This window comes from Rhizobium sp. P40RR-XXII (genome assembly GCF_012641405.1).
Classification (GTDB): domain Bacteria; phylum Pseudomonadota; class Alphaproteobacteria; order Rhizobiales; family Rhizobiaceae; genus Rhizobium.
The window spans coordinates 94,590-114,539 of the sequence record NZ_JABAII010000006.1 but is presented as its reverse complement, the minus strand read 5'-3'; the positions used below and the strand labels follow the sequence as shown (position 1 = coordinate 114,539).

16 protein-coding genes are annotated in these 19,950 nt (G+C 61.3%); 12 read left to right on the top strand and 4 right to left on the bottom strand.

The annotated features are described in order from the left end of the window. Positions 1-111 precede the first annotated feature (111 nt). Entirely contained in the window at positions 112-3,138 is a 3,027-nt protein-coding gene (locus HGP16_RS13565) for a glycoside hydrolase family 38 C-terminal domain-containing protein (RefSeq protein WP_168840543.1), read from the top strand. Positions 3,139-3,247: 109 nt separating this feature from the next. Next, positions 3,248-4,888 (top strand): FAD-binding dehydrogenase, encoded by a 1,641-nt coding sequence (locus tag HGP16_RS13560; RefSeq protein ID WP_168840542.1) that lies wholly within the window; start codon positions 3,248-3,250, stop codon positions 4,886-4,888. A gap of 242 nt (positions 4,889-5,130) precedes the next feature. Here HGP16_RS13560 and HGP16_RS13555 read toward each other — a convergent pair whose 3' ends face one another. Further along, the gene (locus HGP16_RS13555; RefSeq protein ID WP_168840541.1) at positions 5,131-5,994 is read right to left on the bottom strand and encodes an AraC family transcriptional regulator; all 864 of its coding nucleotides are present in this window, start codon (positions 5,992-5,994) and stop codon (positions 5,131-5,133) included. A 158-nt stretch (positions 5,995-6,152) separates the two neighbouring features. On the opposite strand from HGP16_RS13555, the gene HGP16_RS13550 reads away from it, so the two are divergent. The 10 genes from HGP16_RS13550 to ehuA all read left to right on the top strand — a co-directional run bounded on the left by HGP16_RS13550 (position 6,153) and on the right by ehuA (position 15,368). Continuing rightward, positions 6,153-6,995, top strand: a complete 843-nt coding sequence (locus HGP16_RS13550; RefSeq protein WP_168840540.1) for an oxidoreductase — start codon at positions 6,153-6,155, stop codon at positions 6,993-6,995. 95 nt (positions 6,996-7,090) lie between these two features. After that, positions 7,091-7,393: a hypothetical protein gene (locus HGP16_RS13545; RefSeq protein ID WP_168840446.1), complete on the top strand. Its 303-nt coding sequence runs from the start codon at positions 7,091-7,093 to the stop codon at positions 7,391-7,393. A gap of 600 nt (positions 7,394-7,993) precedes the next feature. Beyond that, positions 7,994-8,980 carry a hydroxyectoine utilization dehydratase EutB gene (gene eutB, locus HGP16_RS13540; RefSeq protein WP_205926448.1) on the top strand — a complete coding sequence of 329 codons (987 nt, stop codon included), beginning with the start codon at positions 7,994-7,996 and terminating at the stop codon, positions 8,978-8,980. Further along, complete coding sequence (gene eutC, locus HGP16_RS13535; RefSeq protein ID WP_168840539.1) at positions 8,977-9,993, top strand: ectoine utilization protein EutC; 1,017 nt, start codon at positions 8,977-8,979, stop codon at positions 9,991-9,993. The genes eutB and eutC overlap by 4 nt, the downstream gene beginning before the upstream one ends. After that, complete coding sequence (gene doeA, locus HGP16_RS13530; RefSeq protein ID WP_168840538.1) at positions 9,990-11,168, top strand: ectoine hydrolase DoeA; 1,179 nt, start codon at positions 9,990-9,992, stop codon at positions 11,166-11,168. The genes eutC and doeA overlap by 4 nt, the downstream gene beginning before the upstream one ends. Before the next feature lie 9 nt (positions 11,169-11,177). Further along, positions 11,178-12,197 carry a N(2)-acetyl-L-2,4-diaminobutanoate deacetylase DoeB gene (gene doeB, locus HGP16_RS13525; RefSeq protein ID WP_205927516.1) on the top strand — a complete coding sequence of 340 codons (1,020 nt, stop codon included), beginning with the start codon at positions 11,178-11,180 and terminating at the stop codon, positions 12,195-12,197. A 104-nt stretch (positions 12,198-12,301) separates the two neighbouring features. Further along, positions 12,302-13,159, top strand: a complete 858-nt coding sequence (gene ehuB, locus HGP16_RS13520) for an ectoine/hydroxyectoine ABC transporter substrate-binding protein EhuB (protein WP_168840536.1) — start codon at positions 12,302-12,304, stop codon at positions 13,157-13,159. Positions 13,160-13,252: 93 nt separating this feature from the next. Beyond that, complete coding sequence (gene ehuC, locus HGP16_RS13515) at positions 13,253-13,918, top strand: ectoine/hydroxyectoine ABC transporter permease subunit EhuC (protein ID WP_168840535.1); 666 nt, start codon at positions 13,253-13,255, stop codon at positions 13,916-13,918. After that, the gene (gene ehuD, locus HGP16_RS13510; RefSeq protein WP_168840534.1) at positions 13,915-14,607 is read left to right on the top strand and encodes an ectoine/hydroxyectoine ABC transporter permease subunit EhuD; all 693 of its coding nucleotides are present in this window, start codon (positions 13,915-13,917) and stop codon (positions 14,605-14,607) included. Before ehuC ends, ehuD begins: the two co-directional genes overlap by 4 nt. Next, the gene (gene ehuA / locus HGP16_RS13505) at positions 14,604-15,368 is read left to right on the top strand and encodes an ectoine/hydroxyectoine ABC transporter ATP-binding protein EhuA (RefSeq protein WP_168840533.1); all 765 of its coding nucleotides are present in this window, start codon (positions 14,604-14,606) and stop codon (positions 15,366-15,368) included. Before ehuD ends, ehuA begins: the two co-directional genes overlap by 4 nt. Before the next feature lie 21 nt (positions 15,369-15,389). Here the strand turns inward: ehuA and HGP16_RS13500 are convergent, their stop codons facing one another. From HGP16_RS13500 to HGP16_RS13490, 3 genes are all read right to left on the bottom strand, one after another. After that, on the bottom strand, positions 15,390-16,820 hold the full coding sequence (locus HGP16_RS13500; protein ID WP_168840532.1) for a PLP-dependent aminotransferase family protein: 1,431 nt from the start codon (positions 16,818-16,820) through the stop codon (positions 15,390-15,392). 143 nt (positions 16,821-16,963) lie between these two features. Continuing rightward, a complete protein-coding gene (locus tag HGP16_RS13495; RefSeq protein ID WP_168840531.1) occupies positions 16,964-18,343 on the bottom strand; it encodes an aspartate aminotransferase family protein in 1,380 nt (459 codons plus the stop codon). Between the two features lie 31 nt (positions 18,344-18,374). Next, complete coding sequence (locus HGP16_RS13490) at positions 18,375-19,871, bottom strand: NAD-dependent succinate-semialdehyde dehydrogenase (protein WP_168840530.1); 1,497 nt, start codon at positions 19,869-19,871, stop codon at positions 18,375-18,377. Positions 19,872-19,950 lie beyond the last annotated feature (79 nt).

The window sequence follows — 19,950 nt, the reverse complement described above, 5'->3', positions numbered from 1 at the left end:
AAATTCGGCTATGCAATCCGCTTGGAGGAGACGGGGGCGTGGTGCTGCGACCTCTTCGCGCTGATATGTTCTCCCCCGCCGTCAATCGCCGATTTTCCGATAGGACCCGCCATGTCTCTCACCATTGCCCAACGTCTCGATCGTCTCAAAGTCCGGATAACCGAGCTCGCCCATTGGCGCGACAAACAGAGCCGCGACATCGATGGCTGGACTTTTGATGGCGAGCCGATCGCGCGTGGCCAGGACTGGCCGCACCGCAAGGGAACCGTCAACTTCGCCGCGGCGGCAACGATCCCGCATGACTGGCCGCTCGAGCAGACCCGCCTGCAGCTCGATCTTGGCGGCGAGAGCCTGCTGACCTTGCGCTACGTGGACGGCCGGACCGAGATCTTCGGACTGGATCCCTATCACCAGGAGTTTCCGATTAAGGGTAGGGACTTCTCGATCGCGACCGAGAGCGTCGCACGCTTTCCTTTCGGAGAGCCGAACCGGGCTCCGAAGTTGAATAAGGCGCGCCTGATCTGGTTGGACGAGCCGGTCCATCGGCTGCATATTCTGATGCGGCAGATCGGCGAAGCTGTCGATGTGCTTGACGGTCATGACGTCGTGCCGCATCTCATCGATGCGGCGGAACGAGCGCTGCGCAGCCTCGATTGGCCTTCGGACACGGCCACCTATGTCGCGCGCATATCAGGCGCGGAGATGCAGCAGAAGATCTGGCAACTGCCGGAACTTCAGGACAATCCAGCCGGTCTCAGCGAGACGCAGAGCGCTTCGGCCTTGGCCGCGCATGACCGCCTGCTTGAACGATTGAAGGAACTTCAGAAGCGCTTTCCGCAAAACGGCGAATTGCTGCTGAGCGGTCATGCCCATATCGATCTCGCCTGGCTTTGGCCCTATGGCGAGACGCGACGGAAGATGCGCCGCACCTTCAATACAGCGCTTTCGCTGATGGAGCGCTCCGACGACTTCCGCTTCAATCAATCGACCGCCCATTATTACGCGCAGATGGAAGAGGATGATCCGGAGCTTCTCGAACGGATCAAGAAGAAGGTGGCCGAGGGCAAGTGGGAAACCGTCGGCGGCATGTGGGTCGAGCCTGACACCAATATGCCGACGGGTGAAAGCCTCGCCCGTCAGGTACTCTATGGGCAGCGCTATTTCGAAAAGCATTTCGGTCTGCGCCATACCGTCTGCTGGCTGCCGGATTGCTTCGGCTTTTCGGGTGCCCTTCCGCAGATCCTGCGGCTCGGGGGCATGAGCAGCTTTTTTACGATCAAGGTGAACTGGAGCGAGACCAATCACATCCCGTCCGACCTCTTCTGGTGGAAGGGGCTCGACGGCAGCAAGGTGCTGACCCATACGTTCGACAATCCCATGCAAGGCTATAATGGTTTCGTGCAGCCGGATTGCTTCGTGCCGACATGGAAGAATTTCCGCGGCAAGACTGAGCACGACACGTCGCTGCTGGCCGTCGGCTATGGCGACGGCGGCGGCGGTGTCACGCCGGAAATGGTCGAGCGCGAAGTGCAGCTGCGCGACTTCCCGGCAATCCCTAGGGCACGTTGGGGCACTGTAAAAGGCTACTATGAGAAAGCCCATCGCACGGCGGCGGAAAAGGACCTGCCGGTCTGGGAGGGAGAAATCTATCTCGAACTGCACCGCGCGACCCTGACGACGCAAAGCGGCGTCAAGCGCAAGCATCGCCAGGCCGAACGCGCGCTGATCACGGCCGAAACACTGGCGTCACTCGCCCACGTGCTCGGCGCTGCAAAACCGCAAAGCCTCGAGGCGGATTGGCGCACCGTCCTGAAGAACGAATTTCATGACATCCTGCCGGGATCAAGCATTCGCGAGGTCTACGTCGATGCCGAAGGGGAACTTGACGGCGTGATCGGTAATGCGAAGGCGGAGCAGGCCAAGGCGCTCAAGGAACTATCGGCCCATCTTCCGACAGGCGGCGTTAGCGACGCACTGATTGTCGTCAATCCGTCTCTTTCACCGCGGCCGCTCACCGCCGCGCTGTCCGACGGAACGGTCCTGTCATCTGCCGATCTTGTCGCGCCCCTTTCCGTCGCGGTCTTCGATCGTAAGGGTGTTAGGCCCGCCGGCATGCTGAAGGCCGATGCCCATCATATCGAGAACGAGCATCTATCGGTCCTCATCGGCAAGGATGGTGCCGTGTCGAGCCTTGTCCACAAGGCGACGGGACGGGAGGCGATCGAAGAGGCTGCCAACCAGCTCTGGGTGTATCCCGCCGACAAGCCGCGCAACTGGGACGCCTGGGACGTCGACGCGGACTATGCCGAAAAAGGCATCCGCCTCGATCAGCCCGAAAGCGTCGCTCTGGTCGAGGAAGGGCCGCATCGCGCCACCATCCGTGTCGTCTATCGATATCGCAACTCGACCGTCACCCAGCTTTATGTTTTGACGGCCAATGCCCGCCGGCTCGATATCGAGACGACGATCGATTGGCATGACCGGCGCACCCTGCTCAGGACACTGAATCCGGTTGCCGTGCATTCGCGCACAGCGACGTTCGAATGTGCCTTCGGCATCGTCGAGCGGCAGACGCATACGAACACCCCCTGGGAGCAGGCGATGTTCGAGGCAGCGGCCCATCGCTTCGTCGATCTCAGCGAACCCGGCTTTGGCGTCGCCTTGCTCAACAACGCCAAATACGGACACAGCGCCCGCGGCAATGTCATCGGCATGAGCCTGGTGCGGTCACCGATCTATCCCGATCCGCTTGCCGACGAAGGCCAGCAGAGCTTCACCTATGCGCTGATGCCGCATGAAGGCGCCTGGCATGAAGGCGGCGTTCTATCGGAGGCGATCGATCTCAACCAGCCGCTCGTCACCATGGAGGCAAGCGGGCTTTCGCAGGGCACGCTCTCGCCTCTCGGTGTCGAGGGCATACCGGTCGCCTTCTCCGGATTGAAATCGGCCGAGGAGGGCGAGGGCCTTATCCTGCGGCTTTACGAGCCTGCCGGCCGTCGTGGCCGCCTGTCGCTGAACCTGGCGTCGGGATGGAAAGCGTCGGGGCCGCTGAATATCCTCGAGGAGCCGATCGAACGCGAGGGACCCGCCGACATCATGCCGTTCGAGATTCGGACGTGGAGGCTGCAGAGAAGCTGATAGCGGAAATCGGCCCCGATGGACGAGCCGACGTGAAAGCCGTTCTCCATTTTACTTTTACGTAAGTGTCGCTAAAGTCCCGGCAAATAGCTATTCGCTGGGAGGTCGAATGGGCAGTTACGCGGATGTCGTCGTCGTTGGGGGAGGCCTGTCGGGTCTTGTCGCCGCCTTGGAGCTGATTGAGCGCGGAAAGCGGGTGATCCTCGTCGACCAAGAGCCGCGGGCAAGCCTCGGCGGCCAAGCCTTCTGGTCTCTCGGCGGGCTATTCATGATCGATACGCCGGAACAACGGCGCATGCGAATTCGCGATAGTATCGACCTTGCCCGTCAGGATTGGCTGGGCTCAGCCGCCTTCGACCGTGCTGAGGATTTTTGGCCGCGCGCCTGGGCGGATGCCTATCTCGATTTTGCCGCCGGCGAGATGCGTGGCTGGCTATATGGGCTCGGCATGCGCTGGTTCCCCGTCGTCGGCTGGGCCGAGCGCGGCGGAAGCCTTGCTCACGGCCACGGCAACTCCGTGCCGCGCTTTCACGTCACCTGGGGCACGGGTCCGGGCGTGATCGATCCATTCTTGAAGCGGGTGCTAGCCGCCGAGAAGCAGGGGAGGATCGAGCTGATGTTCCGCCGACGCGTGACGCGGTTGATCGCCGACGGCAACGGCATCACCGGCGTGGAAGGCGAGATCCTGGCGGAGGACAATATTCCGCGCGGTCAGCAATCGAACCGCGATGTCGTCGGGGATTTTCGCATTCAGGGCGCCGTGATCGTGGCGAGCGGCGGCATTGGCGGCAATCCGGAACTGGTTCGCCGCGCCTGGCCCGCCGATCGCCTCGGTCCACCCCCTGAACGGATGCTGAGCGGGGTGCCTCACCATGTCGACGGCTTGATGATCGGCCATGCCGAAGCGGCAGGCGCACGGCTCATCAACGGCGATAGGATGTGGCATTACACCGAGGGTATCCGCAACTGGGACCCCATCTGGCCGAACCATGGCATTCGCATCCTGCCCGGGCCGTCCTCGCTTTGGTTCGACGCCAACGGCAACCGCATGCCTGCCCCCTGTCTGCCGGGTTTCGATAGCCTCGCGACGCTAGAGCATATCTGCAAACTCGGGCATAGTTACAGCTGGTTCGTAACCACGCAGAAGATCATCAAGAAAGAGTTCGCGCTCTCGGGGTCCGAACAGAATCCCGACCTCACGGGCCGCGACGTCGGCCTGCTCCTGCGCAGCCGGCTTGGCCGTTCGGCTCCTCCGCCGGTGGAAGCCTTCAAGGAGAAGGGTGAGGATTTCATCGTCGCCGAAACGCTGGAAGAGCTGGTCGCCGGCATGAACCGTATCGGGGATTATCCGGTCGATCTTGTCCATCTGCGCAGCCAGATCGAAGCCCGGGACCGCGAATTGGACAATCCCTTCGCCAAGGATGCGCAGATCGTCGCGCTGAGGCAGGCGCGTGGTTATCTCGGCGATCGGTTCATGCGCACAGCACCACCGCATCGGATACTGGATCCCAAGGCGGGTCCCCTGATCGCCGTGCGCCTCAACATCCTGACCCGCAAATCTCTGGGCGGGATCGAAACCGATCTGAACAGTCAGGCGCTTGGGCTGAGCGGCGTGCTCATCCCTGGGCTATATGCCTGCGGTGAGGCGGCAGGCTTCGGCGGCGGTGGATATCACGGTTACAATGCGCTGGAGGGCACGTTCCTGGGAGGCTGCATTTTTTCCGGGCGCAACGCCGGAAGGGCAGCATGAGAACGGGCGTATTTGACGCCGTTGTTTCCGGTAAAGGCTAAACCTGCCCGGGGCCATCGACATCGGCGGCAGCCTTTGTCACTGGCACGCATGTCAACGGGTGTCCGACGACACTGCGAGGGCATGCAGTCTCGTCGGACGCTGTAGTGATCGGTTCGGGGGTGGCGTCCGAGCCGACAATGGAAACAATAGCGGCCACGACGATTTAGTGTACCTACCCGAATGGACGGCTGGCCAGCGCCTCAGCGAGACAGGTCTACACCGGGCGGTCTCCCGAATAGCTTCCGATATTCCCGATTGAACTGCGACTGATTTTCGTAGCCGACCGCAAATGCGATGGATCCGATCTTGTCGACGCCCAGCTGCAACCGTCGTCGTGCTTCGTGCAGCCGTAGCCGTGTCCGGAATTGCAAGGGGCTCATCGTAGTGGCGGCTTTGAAGGCACGATAATAGGAGGTCTGGCTCATGCCGGCGATATCCGCCAAAGTCGCGATATCGACCGGCTGATCGAAGTTGGCTTTAATCCAGGCGGTCGTACGGGCGATGCGCGACAGGCGAGAGCCGCCTATTCCGCTTTCGACGACCATGTCGCCGAGACTGCCCTGGACAAGCTTGTAGAAAAGCTCGCGTCGAACAAGTGGCGCAAGCGTCTCGATGTCCGTGGGCCGATCCAGCAGCCGCACCAGTCGCTCGAGGGGTTCCAGAATGTCCAGGGTAAGCCCGGCAATCGCAGCGCCCTTCGTTTTTGCGACCGATCTCAGTTCCTTTTTATCTGCAACCAGCTCGGCAATGATTGCCGGATCGAGATCAAGCGTTATCGCATAATGCGGCTGACCAGGGCTTGCCTCGACAATGCGCGCTGTCACCGGAAGATCGAGGACGACGACCAGGTAGTCGCTTAGGCCGATTTCGATGCGCTGCCGATCCAGGATGAGCTCCTTTCGACCCTGCAGGACGACGCAAAGGCGCGGATCGTAAAGGCTGCGGACCGGTTCGGTCGGTGCATCGCTGCGAAAGAGCGTCAAACCGGGAACGAGCGTTTTTTGCTTGGGCGCCGTGCAGTGAAAGTGCATCAGCTCGATCAAGCTTCGTCGTGTGGTTTTCATCGCCTTCCCCATCTTCTCGCTTTGTCGCGGTCAAGATAGGCCAGGATGGTAGGATTGTGCAAAACTTCGAAAGGATCGGCCTAAGCTGACGCCATTGGCGAGCGTATCTCTTCCGCATGCGAGATCATCATGATCGCAGCATTTGGAAGGATAAGAGAATGACGGATCATCGATCGATATGGCTCATCACTGGAGCTTCATCAGGACTTGGACGCGCGATTGCCGAGGTGGCGCTGGAGGCAGGCGATATCGCGATTGCCACGGCACGCGACCCGGAGACGATCCGCGAACTCGTTGAAAGATTTCCGGATCGCGTCGTCGCCGCGAGGCTTGACGTAACCGATCGTGCAACCATCGAGCAGGTGATCGGCGAGGCCGAGCGGCGTTTCGGCCGGATCGATGTGCTCGTCAACGCCGCCGGCTACGGCTATCTCGCGGCGATTGAGGAGGGAGAAGATGTCGCGATACGCGCCCAATTCGAAACCAACGTCTTCGGTCTGCTTGATGTCACCAAGGCCGTGCTTCCGGGCATGCGTGCAAGACGGCGCGGCTGCATCGTCAATCTTTCCTCGCTCGGAGGATTGGTCGCATTCGCGGCAACCGGATATTATCACGCAACGAAATTTGCCGTCGAAGCGCTTTCGGAATCGCTATCTTATGAAGTCGGGCCGCTCGGCATCAAGGTTTTGATCGTCGAACCGGGGGCCTTTCGTACCGATTGGGCTGGACGGTCCATGATCGAATCCCCCGTCATCATTGATGGCTATGCCGAGACGGCGGGGAAGAGGCGGAGCGCTACGCGTGCGGTTTCCGGTTTACAGCCGGGAGATCCGAGGAAGGCAGCACAAGCGATCCTGAACGCCGTCAAAACCGAGCAAACGCCGCTTCGGCTTCTGCTTGGGACATCCGCGCTGAAGGTCGCCAAGGCACGGTTAGAGACGTTGAAGGCTGAATTCGAAGCCTTGGCCGAGGTGACGACGAGCGTTGATTTCGAGAGCTGATAGTTTGCGCAACCGGCTATTTAAGGTAGTGGCGTGTTAACGCTCTATTCACCCTGCGATTACTAAGGTCCCCTGACGAATGAGAAGGAAGCCCAATGAAAAAGATCTTTATTATCGCCATGGCCACGGTAACGCTTGCAGCGCCTTTCGCCAACGCACAGGAATGGCCCCGTCATCATCGGGATCGTCCCGGCGAGGTTCATCGCAACATGCCGCCGCGCGGTCCGGGACGTCCCGGATGGGTACCATATCGCGGCAGGGACCGCGCAGGCTATTATCATGGCTATAGAGGCTACCGCGATCGCCGACCCGGCTATCGTCGTCACAATGATGGCCTCTGGTATCCGGCAGCAGCCTTTGCGCTCGGCGCCATTATCGGCGGCGCTCTGAACAACTAAGCCCACGCTCCCAATGAGAGCACTTTAAGGAACGAGCTTCGTCGTTCACGAATAGAGCCGGGCGGCAGACGTTCATGCTTGCAAGTCGGCCGCCCGCCAATCGGGACAGTGCTACGCTGGAAACGGCGTGAGCTTCGCCCGATGCAATCCTGCCACCACCTTTTGTGAGAAGGTTGGGATGGCAGGTTTATCATTTCCGTGACCAGGGCGCTCATTGATCGGCGTAGCGCGCTATGAGAGCAAAAGGCCGCGGGGACATACCCTGTCGCGGTCGAGCGCGCGCATCTCCAGTAAATTGTCAGATTTGACATGTCGTTTACGTATAGCCCGACTTCCTCTACGGGCGGGCGCGCGCCGGATTGCGATATGCGCTCAGCAATTATCATGGTCGGTATAGACCGCCGAATGCGTTGCGGGAGTTGCCGTTCGAAAGAGATTTGCCATTGCCTTCGAAAAGAACACGTATAATTGTAATGAAACAATATACAGATTGACATGATCCATTACCTCTTTCACGCTGATGTCATGAACATCCAGCGCGAGAGGAATGAAAATCGTAATGGTATCGGTCACATCGATAGCAAGGTGCGAGTGTGCGCCATGACGATGATGGTCACGCTGCGAGATATCGAGGCAGGGCAGCGCCGCATTGCCGGATATGTGCAGCGCACGGCGCTGCGGCCCTCACATGCGCTGTCTCAGCGTATGGGCGTGCCCGTCTATCTCAAGCTGGAAAACCATCAGCAGACCGGCAGTTTCAAGCTGCGTGGGGCCACGAACGCGCTTCTCTGCCTTGACGAGGAGGCCCGTTCGCGCGGACTGGTGACGGCGTCGACCGGTAATCACGGCCGAGCAGTCGCTCATGCCGCCAAAACGATGGGCGCACGCGCGACCATCTGCCTGTCTGCGCTTGTTCCCGTCAATAAGGTCGGCGCGATCCGAAGCCTCGGGGCAGATGTTCGCATCGTCGGGCATTCGCAGGATGATGCCATGCGGGAGGTCGAGCGCCTGGTCCGTGAAGAAGGCATGTGTTTCGTGCCTCCCTTCGATGACGCCGCCGTCATTGCCGGCCAGGGCACGCTCGGGCTGGAAGTCGCCGACGATCTGCCGGAGGCGACACTTGTTCTCGTGCCACTATCGGGTGGTGGTCTGGCTTCGGGCACTGCCGCGGCAATCAAGGGTCGTCTGCCGGCCGCCAAAGTCGTCGGCGTGTCGATGGAGCGCGGCGCGGCAATGGCGGCAAGTCTCACAGCCGGTCGGCCGATCGATGTGCGGGAGGTCGAGACCCTGGCGGATTCGCTTGGCGGCGGCATCGGCCTCGACAACCGCCTGACCTTCGCGATGTGCCGCGCGCTTCTGGATGATGTGATCCTGCTCAGCGAAGACGAAATTGCCGAGGGCATTCGCCATGCGGCCAGGATCGAAGGCGAGACCGTCGAGGGTGCCGGTGCAGTCGGGATAGCGGCCTTGCTTGCCGGCAAGATCAGGCCCGATGGCCCGACCGCGATTGTCGTTTCCGGGGGCAATATCGATCCGGTGGTCCATCGGGCGATCGTCGATGATCTCAAGGTGGAGGTGGCGCCATGACGCGTGTGCTGATCCTGACGGAAACCGACCTTCGCAAGATCGTCCAGCTCGACGGAGATGCCGTCGATTGCGTCGAGCAGGCCTTTGCCGCACTGGCGACAAGGGCCGTGGAAATGCCGCCCATCATGCGGCTGGATATCCCCGCCCATCGTGGCGAGGTCGATGTGAAGACCGCTTATGTTCCCGATCTCGACAGTTTCGCAATCAAGGTCAGTCCCGGTTTCTTCAACAATCCGTCGCTTGGACTGCCGAGTACCAATGGGTTGATGATGCTCTTGTCGGCGCGCACCGGCCTGGTCGAGGCGCTTCTGCTCGATAACGGTTATCTGACCGATGTGCGCACGGCCGCTGCGGGCGCCGTGGCCGCGCGGCATCTTTCCCGTCCGGATGCCCGGATAGCCGCAATTCTCGGCGCGGGCATGCAGGCTCGCCTGCAATTGCGCGCGCTTACACTCGTCCGGCCGATCGAGGCGGCCCGAATTTGGGCGCGCGATCCGGTAAAGGCCGAGAAGCTCGCAAGGGAGCTGACGGTGGAGCTCGGTTTCTCCGTTTCGGCGGAAGCGGATGCCGAAGAAGCCTGCCGTGGCGCCGACATCATCGTTACCACCACACCCTCGGATAAGCCGATCCTTGATGCCGCCTGGCTGCAGCCCGGCCAGCATATCACCGCCATGGGCTCGGATGCCGAACATAAGAACGAGATCGATCCGGCAGCTATTGCAAAGGCCATGCCCTACGTCGCCGACAGCTTAAAGCAGACGCGGCGGCTGGGCGAGCTCCATCATGCGATCGCCGCAGGGCTTGCAAGTGAGATGGCTGATTTTCCCGAACTTGGCGCCATCGTCTCAGGCCAGGTGGCCGGTCGACGGTCGCGCGAGGCGATCACCCTTTGCGATCTGACCGGGACGGGCGTGCAGGATACCGCCATTGCCACGCTTGCCCATCGCCGTGCTGTCTCAGCCGGTACGGGGCAGGCGATCGAAACGACAAAAGCATCAGGAGACCCCGCGTGAGCGAACCGACCCTCAATTTCACCCGCGCCGAATATGCCGAGCGGCTCGCCAAGACGCGCCGCGCCATGGAAAAGGCCGGTGTCGACCTCGTCATCGTGACGGATCCGTCCAACATGCACTGGCTCACCGGCTATGACGGCTGGTCCTTTTACGTCCATCAATGCGTGCTGGTACCCGGTTCCGGCGACCCGATCTGGTACGGGCGCGGCCAGGATGCCAATGGCGCCAAGCGCACGACCTATCTCGCCCACGACAATATCATCGGCTATCCCGATCACTATGTACAATCCAACGAGCGCCATCCGATGGATTTGCTCTCGAAGATTATTGAGGAGGGCGGCTGGGCCAATGCCTCGATCGCCGTCGAGATGGACAATTACTGGTTCACCGCCGCAGCCTACGCCTCGCTCGTCAAGCATCTGCCGAATGCCCGCTTCAAGGATGCCCAGGGGCTCGTGAATTGGCAGCGCGCCGTCAAAAGCCCGACCGAGCTTGATTATATGCGCAAGGCCGGCCGTATCGTCGAAGCCATGCACCAGCGGATCGTCGAGAAAGTCGAGCCGGGAATCCGCAAGTCCGATCTCGTTGCCGAAATCTACGATGCCGGCATTCGCGGCGTCGACGGCTTCGGTGGGGATTATGCGGCAATCGTGCCGCTGCTGCCGTCGGGAGCCGATGCCTCCGCCCCGCATCTGACCTGGGACGACAAGCCGATGAAAAGCGGCGAGGGCACCTTCTTCGAGATCGCCGGCTGCTATCGCCGCTATCATTGCCCGCTGTCGCGCACCGTGTTCCTCGGCAAGCCGACCCAGGCGTTTCTGGATGCGGAGAAGGCGACGCTCGAAGGCATGGAGGCCGGCCTTGCCGCCGCCAAGCCGGGTAACGCCTGCGAGGACATTGCCAACGCCTTTTTTGCCGTCCTGAAGAAATACGGGATCGTTAAGGACAACCGCACGGGCTATCCGATCGGCCTGTCCTATCCGCCGGATTGGGGTGAGCGCACCATGAGCCTGCGCCCTGGCGATCGCACCGAACTCCTGCCCGGCATGACCTTTCACTTCATGACCGGCCTCTGGCTCGAAGACATGGGTATGGAGATCACGGAAAGCATCGTCATCACCGAGAGCGGCGTCGAATGCCTCTCTAACGTGCCACGCCGGCTTGTCGTGAAGTGATTGCCTGAGATGAACAGCATGAGCATTTCCAAACGACCATCGCCGATCACCCCGACCGTCGACTTCGGCCGCGACGGTATCCAGCACGGCCACCTGCGTCTTCCCTGGTCGCGCGACGATTCCGCATGGGGTTCGATCATGATCCCGATCTGCGTCATCAGGAACGGTGAGGGGCCGACGGCGCTTTTGACCGGCGCCAATCATGGCGATGAATATGAGGGGCCTGTCGCGCTTTTCGATCTGGCTCGGACGCTGAAGGCCGAGGAGATCGAGGGGAGGATCATCATCGTTCCGGCGATGAATTATCCTGCCTTCCAGGCAGCCACCCGCACCTCTCCGATCGACAAGGGTAATCTCAATCGGAGTTTTCCCGGTCGGCCTGATGGCAGCGTGACGGAGAAGATCGCCGATTACTTTACCCGCCATCTACTGCCGCTGGCCGACATCGTGCTCGATTTCCATTCGGGCGGCCGTACCCTCGATTTCCTGCCCTATGCCGCAGCGCATGCTCTGCCCGATAAGGGCCAGGAGAAAGCCTGCTTCGATGGCGTCGCCGCGTTTTCCGCACCCTATTCCATGCGGATGATCGAGATCGATGCCGTCGGCATGTACGACACCACGGCCGAGGAGATGGGCAAGGTCTTCGTGACCACCGAGCTTTCGGGCGGTGGAACCATATCGGCGCGTACGGCTTCCATTGCCAAGCGCGGTGTCCTGAATGTCCTGAAGCACGCGGGAATCGTTGCAGGCAAGCCGGAGATCGAAGCGACGCAATGGCTCGACATGCCGTCCTCCGACTGTTTCGTCTTCGCCGAGGCCGACGGGCTTTTCGAGCCGCTCAAGGATTTGGGCGACACGGTTTTGCGGGGAGAGATCATCGCCCGCATCCATCCAATCGGCCGTACTGGATCCGTACCATTAGACTATCGGGCGGCGCTGGACGGTGTTCTTGCCGCACGTCATTTCCCCGGCCTCATCAAGACCGGGGATTGCCTCGCCGTCGTTGCAACCTTGACGGAAGGCCCCTGAATTACCGTGCCGCGACAGCGCGGCGCGGATCACCACCCCGTTAACGGCAAAGATCCGGAAAACCGGACAGCCGATGACGGACTTCAACCACAGAGGAGTGAACGATGAGATCGAATTTTTACCGCAGCCTCGCCGCCATGGGCCTGACCATCGGCCTGGCCGCATCCGCCCATGCCGCCAGCCTCGAGCAGATCAAGAAGGATGGCTATATCCGCGGCGCCAGCGCCAATGAGGTTCCCTACAGCTATATGGACGAGAGCGGCGCCGCCAAGGGCATCGGTCCCGATGTCGCCGCCGCGGTCCTGAAGTCGATGGGTGTCAAGGAAGTCGACTGGACCGTGACGCCGTTCGGATCGCTGATCCCCGGCCTGAAAGCCAAGCGCTTCGACTTCGTTGCCGCCGAGCAGAACATTTTGCCGGAACGCTGCAAGCAGGTGCAGTTCACCACGCCGAACTCCAGCTATGGCGAGGGGCTGTTGGTGCCGAAGGGCAATCCGAAGAAGCTGCATTCCTATGAGGACATCAAGAAGGATCCGTCTCTGAAGGTCGCGATCGTATCGGGTGCCGATCAGCTCGATTTCTTCCATGGGCTGGGCATTCCGGAATCCCAGATCGTCATGATCCAGGCGAATGCGGATGCGCTTTCCACGATCCAGACCGGCCGTGCCGACGCCTATGCGGCAACCGAGCTGACCGTCGCCAAGCTCGTTCAGGGTGGCACGAATGTCGAGCATGCGGAGCCGTTCACCGATCCGGTCATCAGCGGAAAATCCGTCAGAAGCTATGGCGGCTTCGATTTCCGGCCCGAGGACAAGGATCTTTACAAGGCCTTCAATACCGCCCTCGAAGCCTTCAAGAAGACCGACGACTACAAGAAGATCTTGATGTCTTATGGTCTTAGCGCCGAAAGTGTCGAGGCCGCACGCACGAAGAGCACCGAAGATCTGTGCGCGGGCAAGTGAGCCTATTGATAATCGTGAGCGATCTGGCGGCGGTCTGCGGACAATCGCCAGGTCGCTCGGCCCCTCCCATCCTGAAACGGAGGTGACCCGGACATGAGTTGGACACATTATCTGCCCGCATTACTGAAGGGCGCCGAGGTGACGGCGCTCATCGCCATCGCCTCCATGTTTCTCGGCGCGATCTTCGCCTTTGCGGCCGGCCTTGCACGCTTTGCCGGAGGGCGGTTGCTCTCCGGAATCGCGATCGTTTATATCGAGATATTTCGCGGCACGTCGCTTCTGGTGCAGCTTTTCTGGCTCTATTATGCGCTGCCGCTGATCGGGATCTCCTTCGATCCCATCACCACGGGCATTGCCGGTCTGGCACTCAATATCGGCGCCTATGGCGCGGAAGTGGTGCGTGGCGCGCTGCAAGCGGTTCCCGATACGCAGCACGAGGCGGCGCGGGCGTTGAATTTCAAGCAGGGTCAGACGCTCTTCCATATCGTCCTGCCGCAGGCGGTGGTCGAAATGATGCCGGCTTTCGGCAATCTTGCCGTGCAGAACCTGAAGGATACAGCATTGGTGTCGCTGATCTCGATCAGCGATCTGACGTTCCAGGCACAGCAATTGCGCAACATCACGCTCGACAGCGTGACGATCTATTCGCTGACGCTGATTGGATATTTCATCATGGCGCTCATTCTGGTTGCCTTCATGCGCTGGCTGGAAACGATCCTTCGCCGCGGCGTCGCTTTCCCGGGGAGGGCGCCGGCATGATGTATGGTTTTACCTGGGACACGTCGACCACGCTGTCCTTCGCATTGTCGATCCTGCCGATCCTCGGCATCGGCTTGATCGTCACGCTGGAGGCGGCAGCCGCGGGTTTTGCGATCGCCCTTGTTCTCGGCCTGGTCTTCGCTTTGCTGCGGCGCAGCCGCTTCGCGGCGATCTCCTGGCCGACGGCTTTCGTCATCGAGTTCCTGCGCGATACGCCGCTGCTCGTTCAGCTCTTCTTCCTTTACTACGTCCTGCCGATCTACGGCATTGTGCTGCCGGCCTTCCTGACCGGTGCGCTGGCGCTCGGGCTGCAATATTCGGCCTATACGTCGGAGGTCTATCGCGGCGGTCTGGATGCGGTGCCGCTTGGGCAATGGGAGGCTGCGACGGCACTCAATCTCGCGCGCGGCCGCACCTATTGGGATATCATCATCCCACAGGCCATTCCCCGCATCATTCCGGCCATGGGCAACTATCTCGTCTCCATGCTCAAGGAGACGCCGGTCCTGTCCGTCGTCACGGTGGTCGACATGCTCAACCTCGCCAATCTCATCGGGGATCGGACGTTCGAGTATCTGGTGCCGCTTTCCCTCGTCGGTCTGATCTTCCTCATCCTCACGCTCGTCTGCTCGGCAGCCATTCATTGGCTCGAAAAGGCGTTGCCGAAAAACGGAATCGCTCTCAAATGACGCAACCACTGATCCGCTTTCAAGATGTGACCAAGCGCTACGGCCACCTGACCGTGCTCGACAATTTCTGCTTCGACGTCACGCCCGGCGAGAAGGTGACACTGATCGGCCCTTCCGGTTCCGGAAAATCAACCGTCCTGCGCATCCTGATGACGCTTGAACCTTTCCAGGAAGGAACCCTGCACCTGGCCGGCATGTCCTATCATCAGGAAAACGGCCGCGGGCGCTTCCTCGCCAGCGAGGCTCATCTGCGCCAGATCCGCACCCATGTCGGCATGGTCTTCCAGAGCTTCAATCTGTTTCCGCATATGACCGTGCTGCGCAATGTCGTCGAGGCGCCGATGCGCGTGCTCGGGCTTGGGCGGGCGGAAGCCGAATGCCGTGCCGTCGATCTCTTGCGCATGGTCGGGCTTTCGGAGAAGAAGGATCACTATCCAAGCCAGCTTTCCGGCGGCCAGCAGCAGCGCGTAGCAATCGCACGCGCGCTCGCCATGCGTCCAAGAGTGTTGCTGTTCGACGAACCGACATCGGCGCTCGATCCGCAGCTTGTCGGCGAAGTGCTCGGCGTCATCCGCGATCTCGCCCATGAGCACGATCTGACCATGCTGCTGGTCACGCATGAAATGCGCTTTGCCCGCGAAGTGTCCGACCGCGTCTGTTTCTTCGACAAGGGCCGCATCTGCGAACAAGGCAAGCCGGAAGAGATCTTCAGCGCGCCGAAGGAAGAGCGCACGAAGGAGTTTCTGCGCTCGATCCTTTGACGGGATTGAGCTGCGGCAAGGCTAAACGATCGAGCCGACGTCGAAGACAGGCGGCAACTGTTCGAAGGTGCCGCGAACGGTTTCGAGTGCCGAGCGAAGGGCGGAATGCGACAGGCGGCCGCCCAGGCAGATGCGAATGCCGCCAACCGGCCGCTCTCCACCGGCGACAAACGGATCGGACGGCGTGACCGCGACACCCTTGCGGGCAAGTGCGCGCACAAGGCCTTCCTCCGTCCAGCGCTCGGGAACCGACAGCCATGCACAAAGCGACAGGGGATGACTGCCGGCAACGAACGAGGCCATCACGTTGGAGACGATCGCCTGCCGGGCCTCCGCTTCGCTGCGCTGGACGGCAAGCAGGGCTTCCGCCGTCCCATCCAGAACCCAGCGCGACGCCATTTCGGCAACGACATTGGTGGCGCTCCACCCGGTAACGCGCAGGATCGAGGCGGCACGGATCGAATAATGGGCTGGCACCACCAGATAGCCGATACGCAATCCCGTCATCACGGACTTCGTGAAGCTGGTCACGAAGAAGCCGAGTTCCGGGATGAGATCCGGCATGGAGGGAAGGGGATCGCGCAGCATCGATTTGTAAACCTCGTCCTCGATGACGAAGATACCATGCCGGCGAGCTATATCGGCGATTGCGCGCCGGCGCTCGGCCCCCATGACGTGGCTGGTGGGATTGCCGAGCGAGGAAACGATGACAAGCGCCGTCACGTCGCCGATGGCGCAGGCCGCCTCGAAAGCCTCTGGCAGGATACCCTCGCGATCGGTCGGAAGACCACGCAGCGTGAAACCCAAAACATTGGCAAGGCCGATGATGCCGTGATCGGTCAGGCTTTCCGTCAGGACCACTTCGCCGGGCCGAACAACCGAGGCGACGGCAAGGAACAGTCCGTGGGCGGCGCCATTCGTGACCAGGATTCGGTCCGGATCGGCCTTGACCGACAGGCCTGAGAGCCAGACCTGCGCTGCTGCGCGATGGGCATCGAGGCCAGCGATCGGCCTGCAGGGCCGCATGAAGCTGCTATTGTCGCTTTCGGCCAGCGCCTGCATGAGTTCACGAGCCGATCGTTCATGCGCCTCCGTATAGACGGCCCGGATGATGGAGAGATCGGCGCTGCCGCTCGGATCGCGATCGAGCATGAAGCTGTCGGCGCGTTCGGTGACGCGGCTGCGCACGAAGGTACCGCGTCCGACTTCCCCGCGCAGATAGCCGCGACGCTCCGCTTCCTTGTAGCTCAGGCTCACAGTCTGGACCGAAATGCCAAGCGCATGGGCGAGATCGCGATGCGTCGGCATCTGCGCGTGCACCGGCAGGATGCCGTCATCGATGTCGGCGATGATCTTGTCGGTGAGCAGCTTGTGCTTGGTCACGCCCTTGCGATGCTGGAGGACGGGTTTCCAGGCGCCATTGTCCTGGTCTTTTGAATCATGACGATACATGGATTGATCCGGTACAATTCTCAAGATCCATGTATACCATCCATTGCCGGATGGCGATGACCGAATGAGATCTGGCGGCCCGTTGTCAACAACGGGCCGCCAAATCGTCTCGCAAAACAGAGCCATTCTTCCGGCCGGCCGGATCAGCGGTTCGAAAGCACGCTTTCGATGGCGCCGGCGGCCGCCTTGACGACGGTATCGGCTTCCTCACGGGTCAGGCACAGCGGCGGGGCAAAGCCGAGGATGTCTCCCTGCGGCATGGCACGACCTATGACGCCGCGCTCAAGCAGCGCTGCCGCCACCTGCGGGCCGATCTTCTTCGCCGGGTCAAAGAACTTGCGATCATCCTTGTCCTCGACGAATTCGACGGCCGCCATCAGCCCGTCGCCACGGACCTCGCCGACATGCCTGTGATCGCCGACTGCCTTCGTGAGCTCCGAGCGGAAGTAGGCACCGGTGGAGCCAGAATTTTCGACGATGCCGAGTTCATCGACCAGTTCGAGATTGGCGATGCCGGCAGCCGCGCAGATCGGGTGGGCAGAATAGGTCCAGCCGTGGCCGATGGCGCCAAGCTGGTCGGATCCCTGAACGAGAACCTGCCACATCTTGTCGGAAACGATGCTGCCGGAAAGCGGCGCGTAGGCAGACGTCAGACCCTTGGCGATGGTGATCAGGTCCGGCTTCATGCCGTAATGATCGGAGCCGAACATCGTGCCGAGACGGCCGAAGCCGGTGACGACTTCGTCAGCCACGAGCAGCACATCGTATTTGTCGAGAACGGCCTGGATCTTCTGCCAGTAGGTCTTCGGCGGCGGAACGATGCCGCCGGTGCCGAGGATCGGTTCGCCGATGAAGGCTGCGACCGTTTCCGGACCTTCGGCGAGGATCATGTCCTCCAGTCTGTCGGCACAATGCTGCGCGAACTGCTCCTCATTCATCGACCGGTCGGCGCGGCGGAAGAAATAAGGTGCTTCGGTATGAAGAATGGGCGCGCGCGGCAGGTCGAAGGCGTTGTGGAAGAGCTCCAGGCCGGTGAGGCTCCCCGTCATGACGCCGGAGCCATGATAGCCGCGCCAGCGGGAGATGATCTTCTTCTTTTCCGGGCGGCCAAGGATGTTGTTGTAGTACCAGATGAGCTTGATGTTGGTCTCGTTGGCGTCGGAGCCGGAAAGGCCGAAATAGACGCGGCTCATGCCATCCGGCGCGCGGTCGATGATCATCTTGGATAGCGTGATCGAGGCTTCCGTGCCATGGCCGACATAGGCGTGGTAATAGGCGAGGTTGTTTGCCTGTTCGGCGATCGCATCGGCGATTTTCTGCCGGCCATAACCGACATTGACGCAGTAAAGACCGGCAAAGGCGTCGAGGCTTGTCTTGCCGTTGGTGTCGGTGATGTAAACGCCTTCGGCGCCGGCGATGACGCGGGTCGGAGTTTCGCCGCGCGCATGCATTCCCATATGGGTCGACGGATGGAAGAAATGGTCCCTGTCCCAGGCGTTCAGTTCGTTGCGCTTGTCCAGCATAGTGTGGTTCCTTCTTTTTCTATTCGGGGCGTCAGGCTGTCGTGTCGACGCAGAGATATTTGAGCTCGGTAAAGGCCTCGATGCCGTGGCGGGAGCCTTCGCGGCCGAGGCCCGACTGCTTCCAGCCGCCAAAGGGGATCGAGCTGCCGGTGATCTTCACGCGGTTGACGGCGATCATGCCGTATTCGAGAGCTCGACCAAGCCGCATATGCCGGGCGCCGCTCGTCGTCACGACATAGGCGACAAGGCCATACTCGGTATCGTTGGCGCGGGCGACGACCTCGTCTTCGGTATCGAAGGGCGTCACCGCCGCGACTGGTCCGAATGTTTCCTCATGCATGATCAGGGCATCCGGCGCGGGATCGACAAGCAAGGTCGGCTGGAAGAACAGCGGGCCGGCGGAGTGGCGTTTCCCGCCGGTGGCAAGTCTCGCGCCGCCATTCAGGGCATCGGCGACGTGTTCCTCGACTTTCGCAATGGCGCGCTCGTGCATGAGAGGTCCGATGTCGACGCCATCGGCCAATCCGTTCCCAACCTTCAGGGCAGCGATGCGCTTGCTGAAAGCCGCGACAAAAGCGTCCATGATCGGGCGTTGAACGAAGATGCGGTTGGCGGCGAGGCAATCCTGGCCGGAAGTTGCGAACTTCGCATTGATGGCGATATCGACGGCACGATTAAGATCGGCATCGTCGAAGATGATCAGGGGCGCATGACCGCCAAGCTCCATGACAAGCCGCTTCATGCTTGCGGCGCATTGACCGGCGATCAGCTTGCCGATGCCGGTCGACCCGGTGAAGCTCAACGCCCTGACCCGCGGATCGTCGCAGAAGGCGCCGACGACGGTTGCGGCATCGCCGGTCAGCACGTTGAAGACGCCGGCGGGAAGACCGGCGCGTTCGCCGAGTTCCGCGAGCGCAAGCGCCGACAATGGCGTTTCCGATGATGGGTGGGCAACGACGGTGCAGCCGGCCGCGAGCGCTGCGGCTGCTTTGCGCGTGATCATCGCGGCGGGGAAATTCCAGGGCGTGACGATGCCGACGACACCCAGGGCTTCCCTGCGGACAAACATTTCGGTGTCGGGCAGATGGCTGGTCACGCTTTCGACGTTGATGCGCTTTGCTTCCTCGGCATACCACTCGATAAAGCCTGCGGCATAATCGATCTCGCCGTGGGATTCGGCCAAGGGCTTGCCCTGTTCCAGCGTCATGATCAGCGCCAGATCCTCGCGCGCCTCGATCATCAATTCGTACCACCTGCGCAGGATCGATGATCGTTGCTGCGGCAGGAGTGAACGCCAGGCCGCAAAGGCATCCGTTGCCGCGTCGATGGCCTCGAAGGCTTCTCTCTGGTCGAGGCTGGTGACCCAGGCAAGTGTTGCGGCGGATGCGGGATCGGTGACCTGGAAGCTGCGACCGGCCTTGCCGGCGACCCAACGGCCCGCCACATAGGAGAGGTCTCGCAGCAGATGGCGGTCGTTCAGCCGCGAAAGGGCTTCATGATAGGTGGTGCGGGCGTGGAGCGCAGGCATGGTCGGGTCTCTCGTTCCAGATGCCATAATGCTCTCACGGAACGCCGCGAGAGATTGTCCATTGGTAGCGGGCGGAAGA

Coding starts and splice junctions, on each gene's coding strand:
- HGP16_RS13560 (WP_168840542.1), top strand. CDS start 3,248: ATGGGCAGTTACGCGGATGTCGTCGTCGTTGGGGGAGGCCTGTCGGGT.
- ehuB (WP_168840536.1), top strand. CDS start 12,302: ATGAGATCGAATTTTTACCGCAGCCTCGCCGCCATGGGCCTGACCATC.
- HGP16_RS13565 (WP_168840543.1), top strand. CDS start 112: ATGTCTCTCACCATTGCCCAACGTCTCGATCGTCTCAAAGTCCGGATA.
- ehuD (WP_168840534.1), top strand. CDS start 13,915: ATGATGTATGGTTTTACCTGGGACACGTCGACCACGCTGTCCTTCGCA.
- doeB (WP_205927516.1), top strand. CDS start 11,178: ATGAACAGCATGAGCATTTCCAAACGACCATCGCCGATCACCCCGACC.
- eutC (WP_168840539.1), top strand. CDS start 8,977: ATGACGCGTGTGCTGATCCTGACGGAAACCGACCTTCGCAAGATCGTC.
- HGP16_RS13555 (WP_168840541.1), bottom strand. CDS start 5,994: ATGAAAACCACACGACGAAGCTTGATCGAGCTGATGCACTTTCACTGC.
- HGP16_RS13495 (WP_168840531.1), bottom strand. CDS start 18,343: ATGCTGGACAAGCGCAACGAACTGAACGCCTGGGACAGGGACCATTTC.
- ehuC (WP_168840535.1), top strand. CDS start 13,253: ATGAGTTGGACACATTATCTGCCCGCATTACTGAAGGGCGCCGAGGTG.
- ehuA (WP_168840533.1), top strand. CDS start 14,604: ATGACGCAACCACTGATCCGCTTTCAAGATGTGACCAAGCGCTACGGC.
- HGP16_RS13545 (WP_168840446.1), top strand. CDS start 7,091: ATGAAAAAGATCTTTATTATCGCCATGGCCACGGTAACGCTTGCAGCG.
- HGP16_RS13490 (WP_168840530.1), bottom strand. CDS start 19,871: ATGCCTGCGCTCCACGCCCGCACCACCTATCATGAAGCCCTTTCGCGG.
- HGP16_RS13550 (WP_168840540.1), top strand. CDS start 6,153: ATGACGGATCATCGATCGATATGGCTCATCACTGGAGCTTCATCAGGA.
- eutB (WP_205926448.1), top strand. CDS start 7,994: ATGACGATGATGGTCACGCTGCGAGATATCGAGGCAGGGCAGCGCCGC.
- HGP16_RS13500 (WP_168840532.1), bottom strand. CDS start 16,820: ATGTATCGTCATGATTCAAAAGACCAGGACAATGGCGCCTGGAAACCC.